This is a genomic window from Vibrio sp. 10N.261.52.C11 (assembly GCF_041471405.1).
GTDB lineage: Bacteria > Pseudomonadota > Gammaproteobacteria > Enterobacterales > Vibrionaceae > Vibrio > Vibrio crassostreae_C.
Genome location: NZ_JBFROI010000032.1, coordinates 1 through 21013 on the forward strand (window position 1 = coordinate 1; position 21013 = coordinate 21013).

The 21013-nt window shown below is 45.8% G+C and carries 18 protein-coding genes; 8 read left to right on the forward strand and 10 right to left on the reverse strand.

The window, feature by feature from the left end; translation table 11 throughout:
• Positions 1-323 precede the first annotated feature (323 nt).
• From fre to trxA, 6 genes are all read right to left on the reverse strand, one after another.
• Entirely contained in the window at positions 324-1037 is a 714-nt protein-coding gene (gene fre, locus AB4323_RS13095; protein ID WP_017059251.1) for an NAD(P)H-flavin reductase, read from the reverse strand.
• 20 nt (positions 1038-1057) lie between these two features.
• Positions 1058-1327, reverse strand: a complete 270-nt coding sequence (locus AB4323_RS13100) for a 2Fe-2S iron-sulfur cluster-binding protein (protein WP_008224727.1) — start codon at positions 1325-1327, stop codon at positions 1058-1060.
• Positions 1324-3165 (reverse strand): 4-hydroxy-3-polyprenylbenzoate decarboxylase, encoded by a 1842-nt coding sequence (gene ubiD, locus AB4323_RS13105; RefSeq protein WP_136974956.1) that lies wholly within the window; start codon positions 3163-3165, stop codon positions 1324-1326. The genes AB4323_RS13100 and ubiD overlap by 4 nt, the downstream gene beginning before the upstream one ends.
• A gap of 98 nt (positions 3166-3263) precedes the next feature.
• Entirely contained in the window at positions 3264-4259 is a 996-nt protein-coding gene (locus tag AB4323_RS13110) for a hypothetical protein (RefSeq protein ID WP_017059249.1), read from the reverse strand.
• Positions 4260-4369: 110 nt separating this feature from the next.
• Positions 4370-5629 (reverse strand): transcription termination factor Rho, encoded by a 1260-nt coding sequence (gene rho / locus AB4323_RS13115; protein ID WP_017062978.1) that lies wholly within the window; start codon positions 5627-5629, stop codon positions 4370-4372.
• 200 nt (positions 5630-5829) lie between these two features.
• The gene (trxA, locus tag AB4323_RS13120; protein WP_004736635.1) at positions 5830-6156 is read right to left on the reverse strand and encodes a thioredoxin TrxA; all 327 of its coding nucleotides are present in this window, start codon (positions 6154-6156) and stop codon (positions 5830-5832) included.
• Between the two features lie 111 nt (positions 6157-6267).
• Between trxA and rhlB the strand changes: the two genes are divergently transcribed.
• Together rhlB and gppA are read left to right on the forward strand one after the other, a co-directional pair.
• Positions 6268-7578, forward strand: coding sequence for an ATP-dependent RNA helicase RhlB (rhlB, locus tag AB4323_RS13125; protein ID WP_004736636.1), 1311 nt, complete (start codon positions 6268-6270; stop codon positions 7576-7578).
• A 6-nt stretch (positions 7579-7584) separates the two neighbouring features.
• A complete protein-coding gene (gene gppA, locus AB4323_RS13130; protein ID WP_372152678.1) occupies positions 7585-9078 on the forward strand; it encodes a guanosine-5'-triphosphate,3'-diphosphate diphosphatase in 1494 nt (497 codons plus the stop codon).
• 102 nt (positions 9079-9180) lie between these two features.
• Here gppA and AB4323_RS13135 read toward each other — a convergent pair whose 3' ends face one another.
• The 3 genes from AB4323_RS13135 to recQ all read right to left on the reverse strand — a co-directional run bounded on the left by AB4323_RS13135 (position 9181) and on the right by recQ (position 12297).
• Complete coding sequence (locus AB4323_RS13135; protein WP_017061333.1) at positions 9181-9852, reverse strand: 7-cyano-7-deazaguanine/7-aminomethyl-7-deazaguanine transporter; 672 nt, start codon at positions 9850-9852, stop codon at positions 9181-9183.
• Positions 9853-10097: 245 nt separating this feature from the next.
• Complete coding sequence (locus tag AB4323_RS13140) at positions 10098-10409, reverse strand: DUF3630 family protein (RefSeq protein WP_372152680.1); 312 nt, start codon at positions 10407-10409, stop codon at positions 10098-10100.
• A gap of 49 nt (positions 10410-10458) precedes the next feature.
• Positions 10459-12297: an ATP-dependent DNA helicase RecQ gene (recQ, locus tag AB4323_RS13145; RefSeq protein WP_017065746.1), complete on the reverse strand. Its 1839-nt coding sequence runs from the start codon at positions 12295-12297 to the stop codon at positions 10459-10461.
• Positions 12298-12476: 179 nt separating this feature from the next.
• Between recQ and rarD the strand changes: the two genes are divergently transcribed.
• The 5 genes from rarD to tpx all read left to right on the forward strand — a co-directional run bounded on the left by rarD (position 12477) and on the right by tpx (position 18158).
• Positions 12477-13385, forward strand: coding sequence for an EamA family transporter RarD (rarD, locus tag AB4323_RS13150; protein ID WP_017061330.1), 909 nt, complete (start codon positions 12477-12479; stop codon positions 13383-13385).
• 86 nt (positions 13386-13471) lie between these two features.
• Positions 13472-14266, forward strand: a complete 795-nt coding sequence (locus tag AB4323_RS13155; protein ID WP_017065745.1) for an AraC family transcriptional regulator — start codon at positions 13472-13474, stop codon at positions 14264-14266.
• A 98-nt stretch (positions 14267-14364) separates the two neighbouring features.
• Positions 14365-15027 (forward strand): LysE family translocator, encoded by a 663-nt coding sequence (locus tag AB4323_RS13160; protein WP_017061328.1) that lies wholly within the window; start codon positions 14365-14367, stop codon positions 15025-15027.
• Between the two features lie 91 nt (positions 15028-15118).
• The gene (ggt, locus tag AB4323_RS13165) at positions 15119-16876 is read left to right on the forward strand and encodes a gamma-glutamyltransferase (protein ID WP_017062985.1); all 1758 of its coding nucleotides are present in this window, start codon (positions 15119-15121) and stop codon (positions 16874-16876) included.
• 784 nt (positions 16877-17660) lie between these two features.
• Entirely contained in the window at positions 17661-18158 is a 498-nt protein-coding gene (tpx, locus tag AB4323_RS13170; protein WP_017062986.1) for a thiol peroxidase, read from the forward strand.
• Between the two features lie 135 nt (positions 18159-18293).
• Here tpx and uvrD read toward each other — a convergent pair whose 3' ends face one another.
• Positions 18294-20468 (reverse strand): DNA helicase II, encoded by a 2175-nt coding sequence (gene uvrD / locus AB4323_RS13175; RefSeq protein ID WP_017062987.1) that lies wholly within the window; start codon positions 20466-20468, stop codon positions 18294-18296.
• A 263-nt stretch (positions 20469-20731) separates the two neighbouring features.
• Between uvrD and AB4323_RS13180 the strand changes: the two genes are divergently transcribed.
• Entirely contained in the window at positions 20732-20992 is a 261-nt protein-coding gene (locus tag AB4323_RS13180; protein ID WP_004736650.1) for a DUF2282 domain-containing protein, read from the forward strand.
• Positions 20993-21013 lie beyond the last annotated feature (21 nt).

The following is a 21013-nucleotide window of genomic DNA, read 5'->3' on the forward strand; positions in this document are numbered from 1 at the left end:
TTAAATTGTTAAAGAGCTTAACTTCTTGAGCGTTCCTTTTAAGTAAGGAGACTCTCGAAGTGGACGGCCATTCTAGCGAATTAACATTCAGTGTCAAACACTTTTTGAAAATTAATTTTTTGTCGCTTTCCGTCTTACTGATTCTTGCTGAAGCCTTGTGGCGCCTGCCGTCTCAGTGGTGTCGCATTATAGGGAACCCTCTCAGCTTAGCAACTACTTTTTCATGAAAAATGAATAAATAGGGGTTAACTGCCTAATAGTTCACCTAAACGTAAAAAAGAGAGCATTTCTGCTCTCTTTTTGCTCAAAATATAAGGGTATTGTTAGATAAATGCGTAAGCATCAGCGTACATATGGTCACGCTTTGCTTCTTTATTCTGAGTAAACAGGTCTCTTGCAGCGCCCGCCATTTCAAAACGACCTGCAATATAGATATCGAAATCAGCTAATGATTCGAAACTTTGCATAACAGCCTCAAGCACATTACCTGTTTGGCCATGCCAAACTTCCGGTGCTTCTTCTACTACCGGTACAAAGTGCACATTGCTATGCTTTTCTGCAATGCCAACCAACTCTTCTTTAGCATATAACTGGCACTCATCTTTTGCGCCCCAGTATAGGTAGATCTCTTTCGAGCTATTTTGCGCGATGCAGTGATCAAGAATAGAGCGCACGTAGCTGAAACCCGTGCCACCAGCAATAAGTAATAGAGGACGATCACTTTCTTCTTTAATCCAAGCATCTCCGTGTGGAGCATCAATCGCAATATCGCCATCTTCAGCTTGTGCCTTCTTCATCGCTTCAACCACTTCTAGTGCGTAAGCGTTGTGCTCGGCAGCACCAATGTGCAGCTCAAGCTCACCTTCGTGGCGGCAAGGGCTACTTGCGATAGAGAATGGGCGCTTATCTTTCTCGCCCATTTCAACCATCAGGTACTGGCCCGCTTTAAAAGCGACCGGTGTTTCTGGGTGAAGTAGGATTTGGTAAGTATTACAAGCCAAAGGCTCGATAGACTTCACTTTACATTTAATAGTCATGTTCTTCCTCTTACTAACCCTTAATCGGCAAAGGTTAGAACTAAATTACTTTCTGCAAATGCTTGGCAAGCAAAAATCCAGCCTTGTTGCTGCTCTTTCTCTGTGAGCATGGGTTCAAGGTGGTAACTCACTTGCCCTTCTAATTTTTTGCACATACACATTGCGCATGCGCCAACTTGGCAACGGTTTGGGAAATAGATATCGCTGTTGAGCGCAGCATCCAAGACCGTTTGCCCTTTTTCTACCGTGAAACTGATGTTTTCTGGGTATAAGACTACTTGGTAGCTCATGAAATTCCTAGCTGTTCCCAGATGCTATCAATCTTTTTCACAACATCAGGATCTTTTGTGATTGGTACACCCCACTCACGCAGGCATTCACCTTCCCACTTATTGGTCGCATCGAGACCCATTTTTGAGTGTCCAGTTTCGTTCTGCAGGAATAACGTATCTCTCGCCGGATCCATTCTTGTCGTTACAGCCCAAATGATGTCATTCCAATCACTCACATTGACATCGCCATCACACACGATAACAAACTTGTTCTCATCAAATTGAGACCAAACCGCTTCCATGATTTTCTTACCATTACCGGCAGCTTGCTTATCAATAGACACCACAACCATGCTGGCATTGTCGTTTTGCAGGTGAACATCAATAATTTCAGGATGAACCTTGGTTAACTCAGCCAAGCTACCCTCAATATGTTCACTATTTACAGGTGCTGTTTGGACATCTGGCGATAACGCTAACTCTGCGTCCCACTTCTTAGTAATATCTAGACCCATCTTAGAACCTAACCCAACCACGGGTGAGGCAAAATCCAATGAATCGATCGGCGTGTTCTCTATCATCAGGCTATCGCGTGACGGATCCATATGTTCGCACATCGCTGCGGTTACTTGAGACCAATCACGTGCATTCACATCTTCATCACACACCAATACAAATTTGGTGTACATGAATTGGCGTAAGAAAGACCATACACCCATCATCACTCGCTTAGCGTGACCTGGGTATTGCTTCTTCATGGTCACGACTGCCATTCGGTACGAACAACCTTCAGGCGGTAGATAGAAATCTTCAATCTCTGGGAACTGCTTTTGAAGAATAGGCACAAACACTTCATTTAGCGCAACACCCAATACCGCTGGCTCATCAGGTGGACGGCCAGTATAGGTGCTGTGATAGATAGGGTTCTCGCGCATGGTTACATGAGTAATAGTAAACACATGGTGCTTTTCTTTCTCGTTGTAGTAACCAGTATGATCTCCGTAAGGCCCTTCATCCGCGAACTCATTCGGGTCGATATAACCTTCCATCACGATTTCTGCACTTGCAGGAACTTCTAAGTCGTTGCTGATTGATTTAACGACCTCAGTTTTACTACCGCGTAGTAAGCCTGCAAACGCGTACTCTGATAAAGTATCCGGCACTGGCGTAACCGCACCAAGAATGGTGGCAGGGTCTGCACCGAACGCAACAGATACTGGAAATGGTTTCCCAGGGTTAGTTTCCATCCAATCACGCAGATCCAATGCTCCACCACGGTGGGCTAACCAACGCATGATGATTTTATTCTTGCCGATCTTCTGCTGACGATAGATACCTAAGTTTTGGCGTTTCTTGTTTGGACCACGAGTAACCGTTAAACCCCATGTTAGCAATGGCGCGACATCATCAGCCCAACAGCTCATCACAGGGATTTTATCTAGGTCGACGTCATCGCCTTGCCATACCACTTGTTGGCAAGCCGCTTTGCGAAGGCGTTTAGCTGGCATGTTTAAGACTTGCTTAAACACAGGTAGTTTATCAAGAGCGTCTTTAAAGCCTTTTGGTGGCTCAGGTTCTTTTAGGTAAGCAAGCAACTTGCCCACTTCACGCAGTTCTTTGACTTCTTGACGTCCCATACCAATAGCAACCCGATTAGGTGTACCAAATAGATTGGTCAAAACGGGCATGTCATAGCCTACTGGATTTTCAAACAAAAGAGCCGGGCCACCAGCACGTAGAGTACGGTCGCTAATCTCGGTCATTTCGTAGTCTGGATCGACTGGGTGAGAAATGCGTTTCAACTGACCAATACTTTCAAGATGGTCGATAAAATCACGTAAATCTTTAAAACTCATAGGACTTCTACATGCTGATTATTCTGCGCTCAGTATATCAAAAAGGGTGACGCTGAGGTCCCCCTTTTTAGTGTGGTTATTGAGAGGCAAAATCCACTTTACGGTAATGCTTGCTCGATCAAAGAACTCTTCACCTGAGGGTTATCATTGACGAGATCTTGCAACCATCGCGTATGACCTTGTTTGGCGAGTTCACGCGCAACTAATGGTGCTTCATCAGCAATCGCCATCCTAGAGACAAGGAACAGCTTCACCTCTTCTGATAACGGGTTAACTTTGGTAAGCAAAGTAATCGCTTCATCTTTCAAACGCGGGTTCTTAGTCGCTGCCATCACCTGTTCAAGCGCGAACGTTTGTTTGGTTTCAGCAAGGCGAACTAGCTCAGCTTGGCTATGATAATCGGCCTTCATTCGCCATAGAATTTTGTAAACCTCTGGGTCTTCGCTCACTTGCGCTAATCGAACCACCACCTCAGTAGAAGGTAACCAACTAACAATAGAAGATGCGGTGAGTTGCTTAGTTAGGTAATCAACCGCTTCAGGAGACAAACTGTCTAGCTCTCTAATGAGCAACGCTTCTCGCGTTTGAACTTGATGTTCAGATCCAGATAACCACTCTTTTAGGTCGAGTTCCTGTTTCTCTGCATCTAGCACAAATACCAATGTCTTCTGATCTTGACGCCATTGTTTAATAAGGCGATTAGCAATTGAAGGGTAATTAAAGGCAGGTACCGTAAACTCATAGCCATCGCCACGTTCTAAGACTTGATAAGTGGGCGTGATAGCAAGTTGCTGCTCGATGAAGATAGACATCTTGGGTGTGAGTACGATTTTTTGCTGTTCAAGCTTCTTCAAAAGTTGGTAACGAGCCACCTCTTGCTGGGGAAATGTCAGGCGCTCAAGCGCAAAGCGTAGCGAATTGACTTCGTCACGTACGACAAGCTCTAGTAGTTCAGCAGTTTTCAGTTTTACTTGATCATTCTCAAGCCAAGACTCTACTGTAAGTGGAGACATCTCGGTGGCATAGCTCATACCAACCGGTGAAAATAACAGTGAAGTAGACAGGAGTAATGATGACAACAGTCCATGTTGCATTTTAACGTCCTTGTAACACTTTTGCTCATTCTGCAAGCTGGCGCTACAAAATGCAAATAAAAAGCGCCACCCGAGGGCAGCGCTTATTAAATACGATCAGCTAATCAATATTACTGACGACGCATTGCGTCAAAGAACTCATCGTTCGTTTTCGTCATTGCTAGCTTGTCGATAAGGAATTCCATTGCGTCGATTTCGCCCATTGGGTGAACAATCTTACGCAGGATCCACATCTTCTGTAGTTCATCGTTCTTGGTAAGAAGCTCTTCACGACGAGTACCAGAGCGGTTGAAATCAATCGCTGGGAATACGCGTTTTTCAGCAATCTTACGGTTAAGGTGCAGTTCCATGTTACCTGTACCTTTGAATTCTTCGTAGATAACTTCATCCATCTTAGAACCAGTATCAACCAGTGCTGTTGCGATGATCGTTAAGCTACCGCCTTCTTCTACGTTACGTGCCGCACCGAAGAAACGCTTTGGACGATGTAGAGCATTCGCATCAACACCACCAGTAAGAACTTTACCTGATGAAGGAATCACAGTGTTGTAAGCACGAGCTAGACGAGTAATAGAATCCAGTAGGATAACTACATCTTTCTTGTGTTCAACAAGGCGCTTCGCTTTCTCGATAACCATTTCTGCAACTTGTACGTGGCGAGATGCTGGCTCATCGAATGTTGAAGCAACTACTTCGCCTTTAACTAGACGCTGCATTTCTGTTACTTCTTCTGGACGCTCATCGATAAGTAGAACCATTAGTTCACACTCAGGATGGTTACGTGCAATGCTTTGAGCAATGTTTTGCAGAAGCATTGTCTTACCCGCTTTAGGCGGAGCAACAATCAGACCACGCTGACCTTTACCAATTGGAGATGCAAGGTCAAGAATACGAGCCGTAATATCTTCAGTCGCACCATTACCCGCTTCCATCACCATACGTTCGTTAGCGTGAAGAGGAGTAAGGTTTTCGAAAAGAATCTTGTTACGTGCGTTGTCTGGCTTGTCGTAGTTAACCGTGTTTACTTTAAGCAGTGCAAAGTAACGCTCACCGTCTTTAGGTGGACGGATTTTACCGCCAATAGAGTCACCTGTACGTAGGTTAAAACGACGAATTTGGCTTGGTGATACGTAGATATCATCTGGGCCAGCCAGGTATGAACTGTCGGCGCTACGTAGGAAACCAAAACCGTCTTGAAGAATTTCTAGAACACCATCACCAAAGATGTCTTCACCACTTTTTGCATGCGCTTTAAGGATGGAGAAGATAATGTCTTGTTTTCTTAGGCGAGCTTGATTTTCAAGACCTAAGCTTTCGCTAAGTTTAACAAGCTCAGACACAGGTCTGTTCTTCAGTTCAGTAAGATTCATAGTGGTGGAAGTTTGTTTAGTCAAAATAGGATCTGTTTTCTTAAGTTAAGAAGGATTTGGTCACAGGATCGACCAAGAAGAGAAATTCGTTCAATTAACGTGCGATAAATTAGCACTAAAACTAAGACTAGTCCATAGCTTAGAAAAAACAAAACCGCGCATTTGTTAACTGCGCGGTTTCTTTTCAAATGCTGACCTGATTATAGGTTAGCGTCTAAGAACTCTTTAAGTTGAGTTTTAGACAATGCACCAACTTTAGTTGCTGCTACGCCGCCATCTTTGAAAAGAAGCAGCGTTGGAATGCCACGAATACCAAATTTTGGTGGAGTTCCAGCATTTTGGTCGATATTTAATTTACCGATTGTGAGCTTGCCTTCGTACTCGTTTGCGATTTCATCAAGAATCGGCGCAATCATTTTACATGGACCACACCATTCTGCCCAAAAATCAACAAGAACAGGGCCTGCAGCATTGATTACATCGTTATCAAAACCGTCATCAGTTAGCTGCAAAATCTTATCACTCATCTTCCACTCCAATGTATTTTTTAGAACTGGTTGGATGATAACCAGTAAATAGATGCCCTATTGGAATGTATTTACTTTCGTATTGCAAGCTTAAGCTGATATTCTATAGCAATGAAAAAGACGCATATCACAGAGCAAAAGTTCGCCGACTTGGATTTACTTCCTCAAGTCATTGAAGGATTGGAGAAAAAAGGGTTCGATTATTGTACCCCTATCCAAGCCTTGGCGCTCCCGGTACTGCTCACCGGCCAAGACATTGCAGGCCAGGCCCAAACGGGTACTGGTAAAACGCTTGCGTTTCTAACTGCTACTTTTAACCACCTGCTAAAAACACCTGAGCATGAAGGGCGTAAGCCTAACCAGCCACGTGCAATTATTATGGCACCAACGCGTGAACTCGCGATTCAGATCTACAACGATGCTGACTCTCTGGTTGAAAGCACGGGTATCAAAGCAGCACTCGCTTACGGTGGCGAAAGCTACGACAAGCAACTAGGTAAAATCGAAGAAGGCGCAGATATCTTAATTGGTACGACTGGCCGCATCATCGATTTCTACAAGCAGAAGGTATTTAACCTTAACCACATTCAAGCTGTTGTTCTTGACGAAGCCGATCGCATGTTCGATCTTGGTTTCATCAAAGACATCCGCTTCTTGTTCCGCCGTATGCCTGAGCCAAAAGATCGCCTGAACATGCTGTTCTCTGCGACGCTTTCTTACCGCGTACAAGAGTTAGCGTTCGAGCACATGCACAACCCAGAGCACGTGGTTGTTGAGCCTGAGCGTAAAACAGGTCACCGCATTCAAGAAGAGCTGTTCTACCCTTCTAACGAACATAAGATGGCTCTTCTGCAAACGTTAATCGAAGAAGAATGGCCAGATCGCGCAATCATCTTCGCTAACACGAAGCACAAATGTGAATCAGTTTGGGGCCACTTGGCTGCCGATGGTCACCGTGTAGGCCTGCTAACTGGCGATGTTCCTCAGAAGAAACGTGAAAAAATTCTTGAGCAGTTCACCAAAGGTGATGTTGACCTTCTCGTCGCAACTGATGTTGCAGCTCGTGGCCTACACATTCCTCAAGTAACACACGTATTCAACTTCGACCTACCTGATGATTGTGAAGATTACGTTCACCGTATCGGCCGTACAGGTCGTGCTGGTGAAAGCGGTCACTCGATCAGCTTTGCTTGTGAAGATTACGCAATCAACTTGCCACCAATCGAAGAATACATTGAGCATGCTATCCCAATGTCTGACTACGATGCTTCTGCACTACTAGAAGATCTGCCAGCACCGATGCGCTTACGTACACGTAACCCGCAACAACGCCGCTCAAACAACAATGGCCCACGCAACGGTAACCGTAAACCAAACCAGAACCGTCGCCCACGCCAACCGCGTCATAACAAGGAAGCTTAGTCGCTTATGAGTCAAACAGTGTCACCCCCGCTTTATGCTGCAATCGACCTCGGGTCGAACAGTTTTCATATGCTCGTTGTGCGTCACATCGATGGCAGCGTACAAACCATGGCTAAGATTAAGCGTAAAGTGCGTTTAGCAGCAGGCTTAAATGAAAATAATGCGCTTAGTACAGAAGCTATGCAGCGCGGTTGGGACTGTTTGAGTCTCTTTGCAGAGCGACTGCAAGATATTCCGAAAGAAAATATCCGCATTGTGGGTACAGCGACCCTACGTACCGCTATCAATGTGGATATATTTCTAGAGAAAGCGAACCAGATCCTTGGTTACGACATCAATGTTATCTCCGGAGAAGAAGAAGCTGCGACTATCTATAAAGGCGTAGCACACACTTCTGGTGGCAGCGGCCGCCGACTGGTTGTTGATATTGGTGGCGCAAGCACCGAGATGATCATTGGTGAAGGCTTCTCAGCGAAAGCCCTAACCAGCCTAAAGATGGGCTGTGTTACTTGGCTTGAGCGCCACTTTAAAAACCGCCAATTAACCGCTACCAACTTTAACAACGCCATTGAAGCGGCGAAGTCGACGTTGGCTCCTATCCTAGATAGCTACACTGATATCGGATGGGATGTGTGTGTGGGCGCCAGCGGTACCGTTCAAGCACTGCAAGAGATAATGTTGGCGCAAGGCATGGATGAAGTGATTACTCATGCCAAACTTAAGCGTCTACAGAAACAAGCGATGATTACTGAGCGCTTGGAAGAGCTAGAAATCGAAGGACTTACCCTTGAACGCGCATTAGTGTTCCCGAGTGGCCTTTCTATTCTTATTGCTATTTTTGAGCTGCTTGAAATAGATTCAATGACACTCGCAGGCGGCGCACTCCGTGAAGGCCTAGCCTACGAGATGGTTGATGAGCTACGCCAAGAAGATATCCGAGCGCGTACCATTAAGAGTGTTCAATCACGCTACCAAATGGACGTAAGCTACGGTGAACAAGTAGCAGTAGTCGCACAAACGCTGCTAGACCAAGCGGGCGCCGAAGCATGGGTTTCAGAACCTCAAGCTGGTGTGCTATTGCAAACGGCAGCTAAGCTTCACGAGATTGGTTTAACCATCGATTTCAAAAAAGGCGGTGAGCACAGCGCTTATCTGCTGCAGAACTTAGACCTACCTGGCTTTACTCGAGCGCAAAAGCACTACTTGGGTGAGTTAACTCGTCGCTACCGTGAACAGTTAACCTCATTACCAGAGCAACACGCTATCTCAGGAACCAGTAGCAAGCGTATTTTACGTATTCTGCGTTTAGCTATTTTGCTGACCCACCGTCGTAACCCAGCGCTAGAGCCTGAGTTCAAACTGACGACGAATGACAACAATCTAACCCTAACGCTTTCTAAGCAATGGTTAGCTGACAATCCGCTGACCGCTGCAGAGCTAGAGATCGAGTCGAATAGACAAACCGATATTGGCTGGCCATTGAATATTAAATGCCTCTGATATTAGTATCTGACGCTAGAAATTAAAAAAAGCCCAAGTTAGTAGACTAACTTGGGCTTTTTCTTATCGCTGCATTAATGCTTTGTGTTACAAATCTCAAACTTAAGCGTTCACGCCTGTCGCTTTAAAGTCAGGGTTCACTGCGGTTAGCTTTCTAACAATGTAGTTAAGAAGCACGCCGTACATAGGCACGAACAAGCCTAAGCTGATGATAAGTTTGAATCCGTAATCGACTAAGGCAATCTCAGTCCAATGCTCGGCCATAAATGGATCTGGGCTTTGGTAGAAAGCAATCGCAAAGAATGCGATGGTATCAATGGCATTACCGAATAACGTTGAGCATGTTGGGGCTACCCACCACTGTTTAAGCTGACGTAGGCGGTTAAAAACATGTACATCCAAGATCTGACCCAGTAAATAAGCCATGAAGCTCGCCGCGGCGATACGTGCAACAAACAAGTTGAACTCACCTAGTTGGCTAAAGCCTTGGAATGAACCTTCAAAGAACACCACTGACAAGAAATAAGAAACGGCCAGAGCTGGTAGCATCACTAAGAAAATGATTTTACGGGCAAGCTGCGCGCCAAAAATGCGTACGGTCAGATCGGTCGCTAGGAAGATAAACGGGAAAGTGAAAGCACCCCAAGTGGTGTGCATACCGAAGACGGTAAAAGGTAGCTGAACCAGATAGTTGCTTGACGCAATAATCACCAAATGGAACAAAACTAATAGTGCTAAGGCTTTGCGCTGTTGCGCAGGGGTAAAGTTACTCATGCTGTACCTTTTTAGTTTGGTTTGGGGGTGAGGGAACCCAAATCGAGTCATTTCTTCGAATAATCCAAGAAAGCTCTTACCAATAATGTGAATTAAAAAATGTATCTAAAAATTGCTCTGCTGAGCGGCGGGCGATTATACATTAATCAATATTGGCTGCAACGGTGAGAACAAACGCAAACGTTTATTCTCACTTTTATTGGTGAATAGCTCTAGAAGCTGTGTTTTAGAAGAGATGCCAAAAGTTAAAAACCGCGCTTGAAAAGCGTCGCGAGATAATCAAACTCTTCTCGGCTTTCTTCAGCGTTTAACGACTCAAACCAAATTGATTCACTGTAATGTTCGGACTTTAAGAACATTCGGCAATTTTCAAAATCAATCAACCAAGAATGCATATCGGCGTCCCATTGCTTTTCAACAACTGACGCTGACAACAACGCCACCAGCTTTTCACCTAGCACTTCATAAGAATCAAAATCAAAACTTGGAGACGTAATCAATAAACGCCCTTCCTCAGCTAAATACTCTCTTAAGCCAAATTCTGTTTGTGTTGTCATGTCCCTATCAACCTTATTCTTTTTCTATTAGTTAGACGTTTCTCGCAAACTAGCCGTGTGTGGTGATGTGTTCTTGAATCAGATCTAGGAATGGGTCTGCGTACTTATCGAGTTTACGTTGACCGACACCGTTGACTGCCAGCATTTCTCCGTATGAAGTAGGTAGTATTTCAGCCATATCAATCAAGGTCGCGTCACTGAATACCACATATGGTGGCAAGCCATCTTCATCAGCAATCGACTTACGCAGCTTACGCAGTTTCGCAAACAGCTTCTTATCGTAATTCTTGCTGCTTAACTTATCGGACTTAGCATTACGCACCGCTGTATCTAAACGAGGAACAGCCAATTCCAAAGACATCTCACCGCGCAGCAGCGGGCGGGCTTCTTCTGTTAGCTGTAAAGTTGAGTTACGAGTGATGTTCTGGAACAGCAAGCCTTTATGAATCAGCTGACGGAAGATACTGATCCAGTAATCATGACTGTGATCGCGGCCAATACCGTAGGTAGATAGCTTATCGTGACCATTATCGCGGACACGGATGTTCTGCATGCCTCGCATTACTTCGACCACGTAGCCCATACCAAATGACTGATTCACACGGTACACACAAGACAACGCCTTCTGTGCTTCTTGGGTCGCGTCAAAGTGTTTTGGTGGATCTAAGCAGATATCGCAGTTGCCACATTGCTTCTCGCGATATTCGCCAAAATAGTTAAGCAGAACCTGACGACGACACGTTTGCGCTTCAGCAAAGGCACTCATCGCATTCAGCTTGTGCATCTCAACTTGTTTCTGTGGGCCTTCTTCTTTCTCATCTAGCATACGACGCAGCCAACCCATATCAGCCGGGTCAAACAACATCATCGCTTCAGCAGGCAAACCATCACGACCTGCACGGCCTGTCTCTTGATAGTAAGACTCGATATTACGTGGAATATCAAAGTGCACCACGAAACGTACGTTGGGTTTGTTGATGCCCATACCGAAAGCCACAGTCGCGACCACGATCTGAATATCATCGCGTTGAAAGGCTTCTTGAACGTAAGCACGCTCATCGGTGTCCATACCAGCGTGATAACCCGCGGCGCGAATACCGTTATTGCACAGCTTCTCGGTCACCATCTCCACTTTCTTACGGCTACCACAGTAGATGATGCCGCAATTGCCCTTTTGTGTTTCTAGGTAGCGAACCACCTGTGACACGGGTTTGTGCTTCTCAACCAAGTTGTAGCGAATATTAGGGCGATCAAAGCTGCCTAAGTAAGTATGCGGGTCCAGGAGCTGTAAGCGCGAGATAATATCTTTGCGCGTCGCATCATCAGCGGTTGCTGTGAGCGCCATGTAAGGCACATGCGGGAAATACTGTTTAAGCTGACCTAATGATGCGTATTCAGGGCGGAAGTCGTGACCCCATTGAGAGATACAGTGCGCTTCATCGACTGCAATCATCGAAAGCGGTAAACCTTGAAGACGCTCGATAAAATCACGCATCAACACACGCTCTGGTGACACATACACCATTTTCAGCTGACCTGAGTTCATACGATTGAACACATTCAGCAATTGGTCACGTGGCATTGAAGAGTTAATACACTCAGCGGCAACACCATTGGCCTTCAATTGGTCGACTTGGTCTTTCATCAACGAGATCAGCGGTGAGATAACCAGAGTCAGCCCTTCACGAACCAAAGCCGGAATTTGGTAACACAGAGATTTACCACCACCGGTTGGCATAATCACCAAGCTGTCTTTGCCTTCAACGGCCAAATCAATGACCTCTTGCTGACCATCGCGAAAGCTTTGATAGCCGAACACATCTTGCAAGATGGTTTGCGCATCATTCGCGGGAGTTGGTATTTGCTCAGCAATCAGAGTGGCGGTCATTGTGGTTCCTAATCGAGGTATGAAATCAGCAAGCATCTTCGGCAAGCAAGTCGCACATTGTAGAGGGGAACGCTGGCGAATTAAACCGCAAATTGTTAGGTGAAAAGGGTTATCGCTCCTATACTGACCAACTCTCTTATAAATCTTATTAATAAGCACTCAGTGCTAGAGAAAGATGCATGACACAGGAAGAACAACAACGTACGCGCCAAGGAGTTTTGCTTGCCGTCGGCGCTTACACAATGTGGGGTATCGCCCCTATATATTTCAAATCTTTAAGTGACGTTTCCCCGTTAGAGATCCTCAGCCACCGTGTAGTATGGTCTTTTTTCCTACTCGCTTTCTTACTGCACATTGGCCGCAGCTGGCGTAAAGTCCGTGACACCCTGACCTCAAAACCAAAAATGCTCTATTTGGTGGCGACATCTATTTTGGTGGGTGCAAACTGGCTGATCTTTATCTGGGCGGTGAACTCCAATCACATGCTCGATGCCAGTTTGGGGTATTACATCAACCCGTTGATTAATGTATTACTTGGGATGCTCTTCCTCGGCGAACGCTTACGTAAGCTGCAATGGTTTGCAGTGGCTCTTGCTGCGATTGGCGTATTAATCCAATTGATTGCCTTCGGCTCAGTACCGATCGTCGCCATTGCCCTAGCCTTTAGCTTTGGCTTTTATGGCTTGCTGCGTAAGAAAGTCAGCTTAGAAGCACAAACGGGTCTGTTCATTGAAACTCTGGTGATGCTGCCTCTAGCCGCAACCTACTTACTGTTTATTGCCGATAGCCCGACCTCAAACTTATCGATGAACCCGATGCAACTCAACCTATTACTGGTTGCTGCCGGTGTGATCACCACGGTTCCATTGCTGTGTTTTACTGGCGCTGCAACTCGCTTGAAGCTATCAACACTCGGTTTCTTCCAGTACATCGGTCCAAGCTTGATGTTCTTACTGGCGGTTCTGATCTACGGCGAAGCCTTTACCTCAGATAAAGCGATCACCTTTGCTTTCATATGGGGAGCACTGGTTATTTTCAGCTTTGATGGCCTGCGTAACAACAAGAAGAACAAACGCGCGAAACAGTGATATTGATCGTTTTTTACAAGACAATCCCTTAATACGCAGATAAGCTTGGTTGAATTGATGACTATTTGACCAAGCTTTTTTGTACCATGGATAAAGTCCACTACTACTCTACCCCAACAGAAGATATCAGCCTGATCCAAGCTCAATACCAAGAGTTTGCTTTTCAGCGTCACTATCATTTGGACTTTCACATCGGCTTAATTACCCAAGGGCAGCAAAAATTCGCCTATAAAGGGGCGAGCCACCATGTCGGTGCAGGCCAAGTGGTTATCATGCCACCTGATGAGCTGCATGATGGGCACTCCAAACTCGATTCAGGTTATCAAGTCAGTGTGTTTGCAGTTTCTCCTCAATGGTTTCAAGATCTTGCCGATCCCAAGCAAAATGGTCACACATTAGGCTTTTCTGAGTTGATCCTCTCCGATCAAGCTGCGTTTTTACAATTACGCAACTTACACGGCCTGTTAATCAATCAAAGCATCAGCCAACTCGCTCAAGATTGCTTACCATTCGAGGGGTTCTCAACGATTGTCGATCGTTATGCAAAATTTGGATCGAAGAGTGACATCAAACTGGGTAATCAATCGATTAATACACTCAAAGACTATTTGATGGCGAATTTGGACCAGCCAGTGCGATTAGAACAACTGTCTGAGCTGTGCGGCTTAACCACAACTCAATTCCAACGCCACTTTAAGAACAGAATGGGCATCACCCCTTACGCGTGGCTGAGCCGTTTACGTATGGAACAGAGCATGCGCCTGATTAAATCTGGGATCTGTGGTACTAAAGTCGCGCACCAAGTAGGCTTCTATGATCAAGCACACTTCTCCAAGGCATTCAAAACCACATTCGGCGTACCACCCTCACAAATCAACTAAGTGTTGATAATTTACAATTGCTCGATTTCAAATCGCGGTAAGCTACGCTCAATACGATTACTTATTTAATAATAGCGGCAACGTTATTGAGAACTGACATGAACGAAGTCACCATACTGATCACCCTCGCCTCTATCCATTTCATCGCTTTGATGAGCCCCGGCCCTGACTTTGCGTTAGTCGTGCAAAATGCGACACGCCACGGCAGACAAACAGGCTTGTACATTGCGCTTGGTTTATCTTGCGGGATCTTACTGCATTCGTTGCTCAGCCTGACGGGAATCAGTTACCTAGTCCACCAGCAACCAACCCTATTTGCCATTATCCAGTTGGCTGGCGGTAGCTACTTGCTGTACTTAGGCTACGGTGCACTTAAAGCAACCTGGCAAATCATTCAGAACCACGACGATGACGACGATACCGTCAATGCCAAAGATCTGATTCTGACCAACAAGCGTCAGGCATTTTCGAAAGGGTTTGCGACCAATATTCTCAACCCAAAAGCTTTGGTGTTCTTTATTAGCTTGATGTCGAGCTTAGTGCCTGCCGACATGTCTCTATCAGGTAAAGGCTTTGCGCTTATTATCTTGTTTGGTCTGTCTCTGTTTTGGTTTTCACTACTGGCGTGGATGCTTTCGACTAAGGCTCTACAGAAGAAACTTAGCGAAGCAACGGTATACATCGATGGCTTATGTGGCGTGGTATTCAGCCTGATTGGCGCGAGTATTCTTTGGCAGTCGCTGTCCGGTTTAATCGCTTAAATTCGAATCAAGATTACAATTCGTTAACAACGCACTGGCTATCTAATCTTTCCGCTGCCAATCTAGCTCTGCATATTAAAAGGAGAAGATCATGCAGTGGAAAACAAAACTAACAACCCTCGCCACTTCTACCCTACTTTTTGCCTCTCACGTCAGTTGGGCAAATCAAGCTGCCGATTCCGTCGCACCCGAACAAAGTAGTGGTTTAGAAACCAAACAACTCGTTAAAGCCAACGATTGGATGGTCACCGCAGCCAACCCTCTTGCAACACAAGCCGGTGCTGATGTACTTGCCCGTGGTGGTAACGCAATTGACGCCATGGTTGCCGTGCAGCTTATGCTTGGCTTAGTGGAACCTCAGTCATCAGGTATTGGTGGCGGCGCGTTCCTTGTCTATTTTGATGGCAAAGACAAACAGCTCAAGACCTACGATGGCCGTGAAACTGCGCCACTTGATGCCACCCCACGTCTATTCCAAGACGAAAACGGACAACCGCTTAAATTCTATGATGCCGTGGTTGGCGGTCGTTCTGTTGCCACGCCGGGCACGGTGCAATTGCTGTGGGACACTCACCAGAAATACGGCAAGCTCGAATGGGCATCACTGATTAAACCTATCGCTCAGTTAGCTGAAGAAGGTTTTACTATCAGCCCACGTTTAGCCACCTTGATCGAAAACGACCAAGAACGTCTGAGCCGCTTTGCGACAACTAAAGCCTACTTCTTCAATGCCGATGGCAGCCCGAAAGCCGCTGGCACGCAACTTAAGAACCCTGAATACGCGGCAACGTTACACGCTATCTCGAAGGATGGTGCTAAAGCTTTCTACCAAGGTGAGATTTCTGCCGACATCATTAACACAGTACAAACAGCGAAAGGTAACCCGGGCGTATTGGCACAGAAAGATTTCGACGCCTATTCGATCAAGCAGCGCGAACCGGTTTGTTCTGCTTATGAAAGCTACGATATTTGCGGAATGGGGCCACCAAGTTCAGGTGCGTTAACGGTTGGACAAATCCTTGCAATGACTGAGCAGTTTGACCTCAAATCATGGGGGCCAAACGACGCAAAATCTTGGCAAGTGTTAGCAGACGCTTCTCGCTTAGCCTTTGCAGACCGTGGTATGTACATGGCAGACCAAGATTATGTGCCTATGCCAACCCAAGGGTTAGTGAATACTGACTATTTGCAGGAGCGTGCTCAGTTAATTACCGCAGGTAAGGCATTAGACAGCGCACCTTCAGGCACCCCACCGTGGGATCATGCGATGCAGAGAAGCCAAGATGTTTCTATTGAGTTGCCGTCCACCAGCCACTTCAACATTGTCGATAGTGATGGCAATGTCGTATCGATGACTACCACTATTGAGAATGCCTTTGGCTCACGTTTGATGGTTAGAGGTTTCCTACTCAATAACGAACTAACCGACTTCTCATTCAAGACTCATAACGATGGCAAACCTATCGCGAACCGACTTGAACCGGGTAAGCGCCCACGTTCTTCAATGGCACCGACCATCATCATGCAAGACGATAAACCTTACATGGCAATTGGCTCTCCGGGAGGCAGCCGTATCATCGGTTATGTGGCACAAGCGATCATTGCTCACACCCAATGGGACATGGATATCCAACAAGCGATCAACCAACCGCACTTCCTAAATCGCTTCGGTACCTTAGATTTGGAAAAAGGAACATCAGCGGAAAACTTCAAACCTGAGCTAGAAAAGATGGGATTTGAGGTCAACGTTCGCGATCTTAACTCGGGTTTACACGCTATTCGCATCACAAAAGATGGTCTAGAAGGTGCTGCAGACCCTCGTCGTGAAGGTGCAGCCATTGGTCAGTAGGGAATAATCCTCCCTTTTTACTCGCTGCCTTGTGCGAGATCTCTCACAAGGTAGTGAGTAAATATCGATATTTGATGACGAAATTAATCACCTCGACATCGTAAACAATTGAAATTAAAAGATACGTACATTTATCGTTCAAATAATTATATAGAAATTCGCTTATGCACCATTGCTGATAAATAAGGAATCGGTAATATGAATGGTGTCGGAAGGATGCTGACACGGAACAGGAAACGCCAAGGACTTGGTTATCTTCAGGATGAAGATTCGATTACTCAGGATGAATAATCGGCATGGATAGCGAAATGGACATTGAATGGACGCAATAGTAACTAGGATGGTTGCTACTAAGGAAAGACAATAGACACCTCTGGACGAGGAAAGGACTGAACATCAGGATGATGTAAAGGACACCGCTCAAGGAACAAGTGACGCGCGCTAACGAGGATTGTTGGCAGATCAGGATAAGATCAAGGACACCGCTAGGAAGGCGACGAAAGGAATACGCTGAAGGATAACAGCACACTATCATGGATTTGATGCATGGAGCACACTTAGTAGCCGGATTGCTGCGAGTAAGACTATAGACCCCGATGAGCGCAAGCTCTCGGGGTTTTTCTTTATCTGTCGTTTCACTTATTCCTCTCTCAAACAAATAAATCAAAGACCTTTAATTACAATTCTGACATTTAAAGCATTCACTTCTTAACCACTTCCGAGTAACGTAAGTCTTACTAGGCTCAACTAGTTTCATAACCATAATTAAACTAAGGACAAATTCATGTCACACGTTACCTTCAAAGGCGCTGCTGTACCACTAACAGGCACATTCCCACAAACTGGCGAACAAGCACCAAGCTTTGCACTGACTGCAGGCGACCTTTCTGAACTGACTCTTGCTTCTCTTGAAGGCAAGAAAGTGGTTCTAAACATCTTCCCAAGTATCGACACAGCAACTTGTGCAACGAGCGTACGTACGTTCAACGCAAAAGCAGCAGAACTTGAGAACACGGTTGTTGTTTGTATTTCTGCTGACCTACCGTTTGCTGCGGGCCGCTTCTGTGAACTAGAAGGCATTGAAGGCGTTCAACACGCTTCAACTTTCCGTTCTCCTACATTCGCATCAGACTACGGCGTAGCGATCGCTGAAGGCCCACTATCAGGCCTAACAACACGTGCCGTTGTCGTTGTTGATGAAAAAGGTGTGGTGACACACAGCGAGTTGGTTGCAGAGATCACTGAAGAGCCAAACTACGAAGCGGCACTTGCAGCACTGTAAGTCTCACTTTGAGGCAACAATGTCTTCAGCTCGTATTAACCTAATTTAGGTCGGTACAAAGTAATAAAAAGAGCAGCCATTGGCTGCTCTTTCTGTTTTTAATAATGAACGATTTTTAGATACCGAAGTAGCAGATTACAACTGTTCTAAACGAGCGTAAGCCGTTACTAACCACTTGATGCCTTCACCGTTAAACGCGACTTGAACTCGGCTCTGCGGGCCACTTCCCTCGAAGTTGATGATAGTGCCTTCACCAAACTTAGGGTGCTTAACGCGAGAACCCAAACTAAAGCCTGTTTCGTTAAAGTTCTCTTTCACGGCGGTTTGGCTAAAGCGGCCACTGCTAGCAGGACGACTCACTTGCGCTTTCATACGAACCTCATCCAGACAGGTTTCTGGTAGTTCACGAATAAAACGAGATGGCTTGTGGTACTTGTCTTGACCATACAAACGACGCATTTCAGCATAAGTGATGTAGAGCTTCTCCATCGCACGGGTCATACCGACATAGCACAGGCGACGCTCTTCTTCTAAACGCCCCGCTTCTTCGGCCGACATCTGGCTTGGGAACATGCCTTCTTCGACACCCACCATAAACACCATTGGAAACTCTAGGCCTTTAGCACTGTGCAAAGTCATTAACTGAACCGCATCGTCAAACTCATCGGCCTGACCTTCACCCGCTTCCAAAGCTGCGTGAGTTAAGAACGCCGTCAGCATGCTCATCTCATCCGCTTCTTCCGGCTTTTCAAACTGGCGCGTTGCCGTTACCAATTCTTCCAAGTTCTCGATACGTGCCTTCGACTTCTCACCCTTCTCTTGCTCGTACATAGCAAACAGACCCGACGATTTAATCACGTGGTCGGTTTGTTCATGCAGGCTAAGTTCCAACGTGTCATCTTCAAGCGCATTAATCAGCTCGATAAAACGACTTAATGCGCCCGCAGCACGACCGGGTAGCACTTGCTCTTCTATCAAAGCAACACTGGCTTCCCACATGGTTGCACCACGATCACGAGCAGCAAGACGAATCGTTTCTAACGTTTTATCACCCAAGCCACGCGTTGGCGTATTAACCACACGTTCAAACGCGGCATCATTATTGCGGTTGCTCATGAGGCGCATGTAGCTCAAGGCGTCTCTGATTTCTTGACGCTCGAAGAATCGCATGCCACCGTAGATTCGGTAAGGCAGGCCACCTTGGATAAGCGCTTCTTCAAGCACACGAGATTGGGCGTTATTACGATAAAGCATCGCGGTATCTTCTAACGCACCGCCTTTCTCTTGCCACTCTTTGATTTTGCTGACCGTGAAACGCGCTTCATCTAACTCGTTATAAGCTGAGTAAACTGAGATTGGCTCGCCATCGTTGCCATCAGTCCACAGCTCTTTACCCATACGCTCAGTGTTGTTCGAGATAAGCTCGTTCGACGCCTGAAGAATGGTTTTGGTTGAACGGTAGTTTTGTTCGAGTCGAACCGTTGAAGCACCTGGGAATTCATCCAAGAACTTCTGAATATTTTCAATTTTAGCGCCACGCCAGCCATAGATAGATTGGTCATCATCACCCACGATCATCACGCGACAATCCGGGCCCGCCATCATACGTAACCAAGCGTATTGGATGTTGTTGGTATCTTGGAATTCGTCGACAAGAATGTGCTTAAAGCGAGCTTGGTAGTGCTCGCGGATGTGTTTCTTATCGCGCAATAGCTCATGCGATCGCAACAAGATTTCAGCAAAGTCGACCAAGCCAGCACGATCACATGCCTCTTGGTAAGCAGAGTAAATCTTTAACCACGTTTGAGTTATTGGATCATGGTAGGCGTCAATGTGACTTGGGCGCAGCCCTTCGTCTTTCTTGCCATTGATCCACCAAGAAGCTTGCTTGGCAGGCCACTGCTTTTCATCAAGGTTTTGCGCCTTGATTAAGCGACGCAGCAAACGAATCTGATCATCTGAATCAATGATCTGGAAGTCTTCTGGCAGTTTTGCATCTAGGTAGTGAGCACGAAGGATGCGGTGACAGATACCGTGGAAGGTGCCGTTCCACATGCCCGACGAGCTACCCATCATCAACTCTTCAATACGACCACGCATCTCTGCTGCCGCTTTGTTGGTGAAGGTAACCGACATGATAGAGAACGGTGATGCTTGCTCTACGCTTTGTAACCAAGCGATACGATGCACCAATACTCGCGTTTTACCACTGCCAGCACCTGCCAGAATAAGTAGGTTTTCTAAAGGTGCTGCGACCGCCTCACGTTGTTTGTCGTTTAGGCCATCGAGTAAAAGCGAAGGATCTATCATTGAATATGCTCACTACTGGGTATTTATACATAAAAGTTGATTATAACCTAAACACTAGGCTGCGTTTAGGATAATAAGAAGAAAAAACATTCAAAAATTAACATCGTAAAATCAGCAACTTAAAAGGTAACTCATCATTAATATTGATATTTCTTATAATGTCGTGAAATTATTTCCTAGTTCTTCCTATCCTTTTTAGTAAGCAAGTTAACAATCCATTAACCTGCGATATAAAATACTATTAAGTCCTAGAGGGAATGACTATGAAAAATTCTAATCTTGCTGTTACAGCTGCAATCACAAGTGTACTAGCGTTCGGCGGTGCAGTTCTTACATCAGCACCTGCGGAAGCAGCAGCAAAAGAAAAATGCTACGGCGTGGCAAAAGCTGGCCAAAATGATTGTGCAACCAAAACAAGCTCATGTGCGGGTACAGCAAAAGAAGACAACCAATCCGATGCGTTCGTAGTCGTACCTAAAGGGCTATGTGGCAAATTATCAGGTGGTAACACTCAATCATCATAATTGAGCTGCTTAGTATGGTGA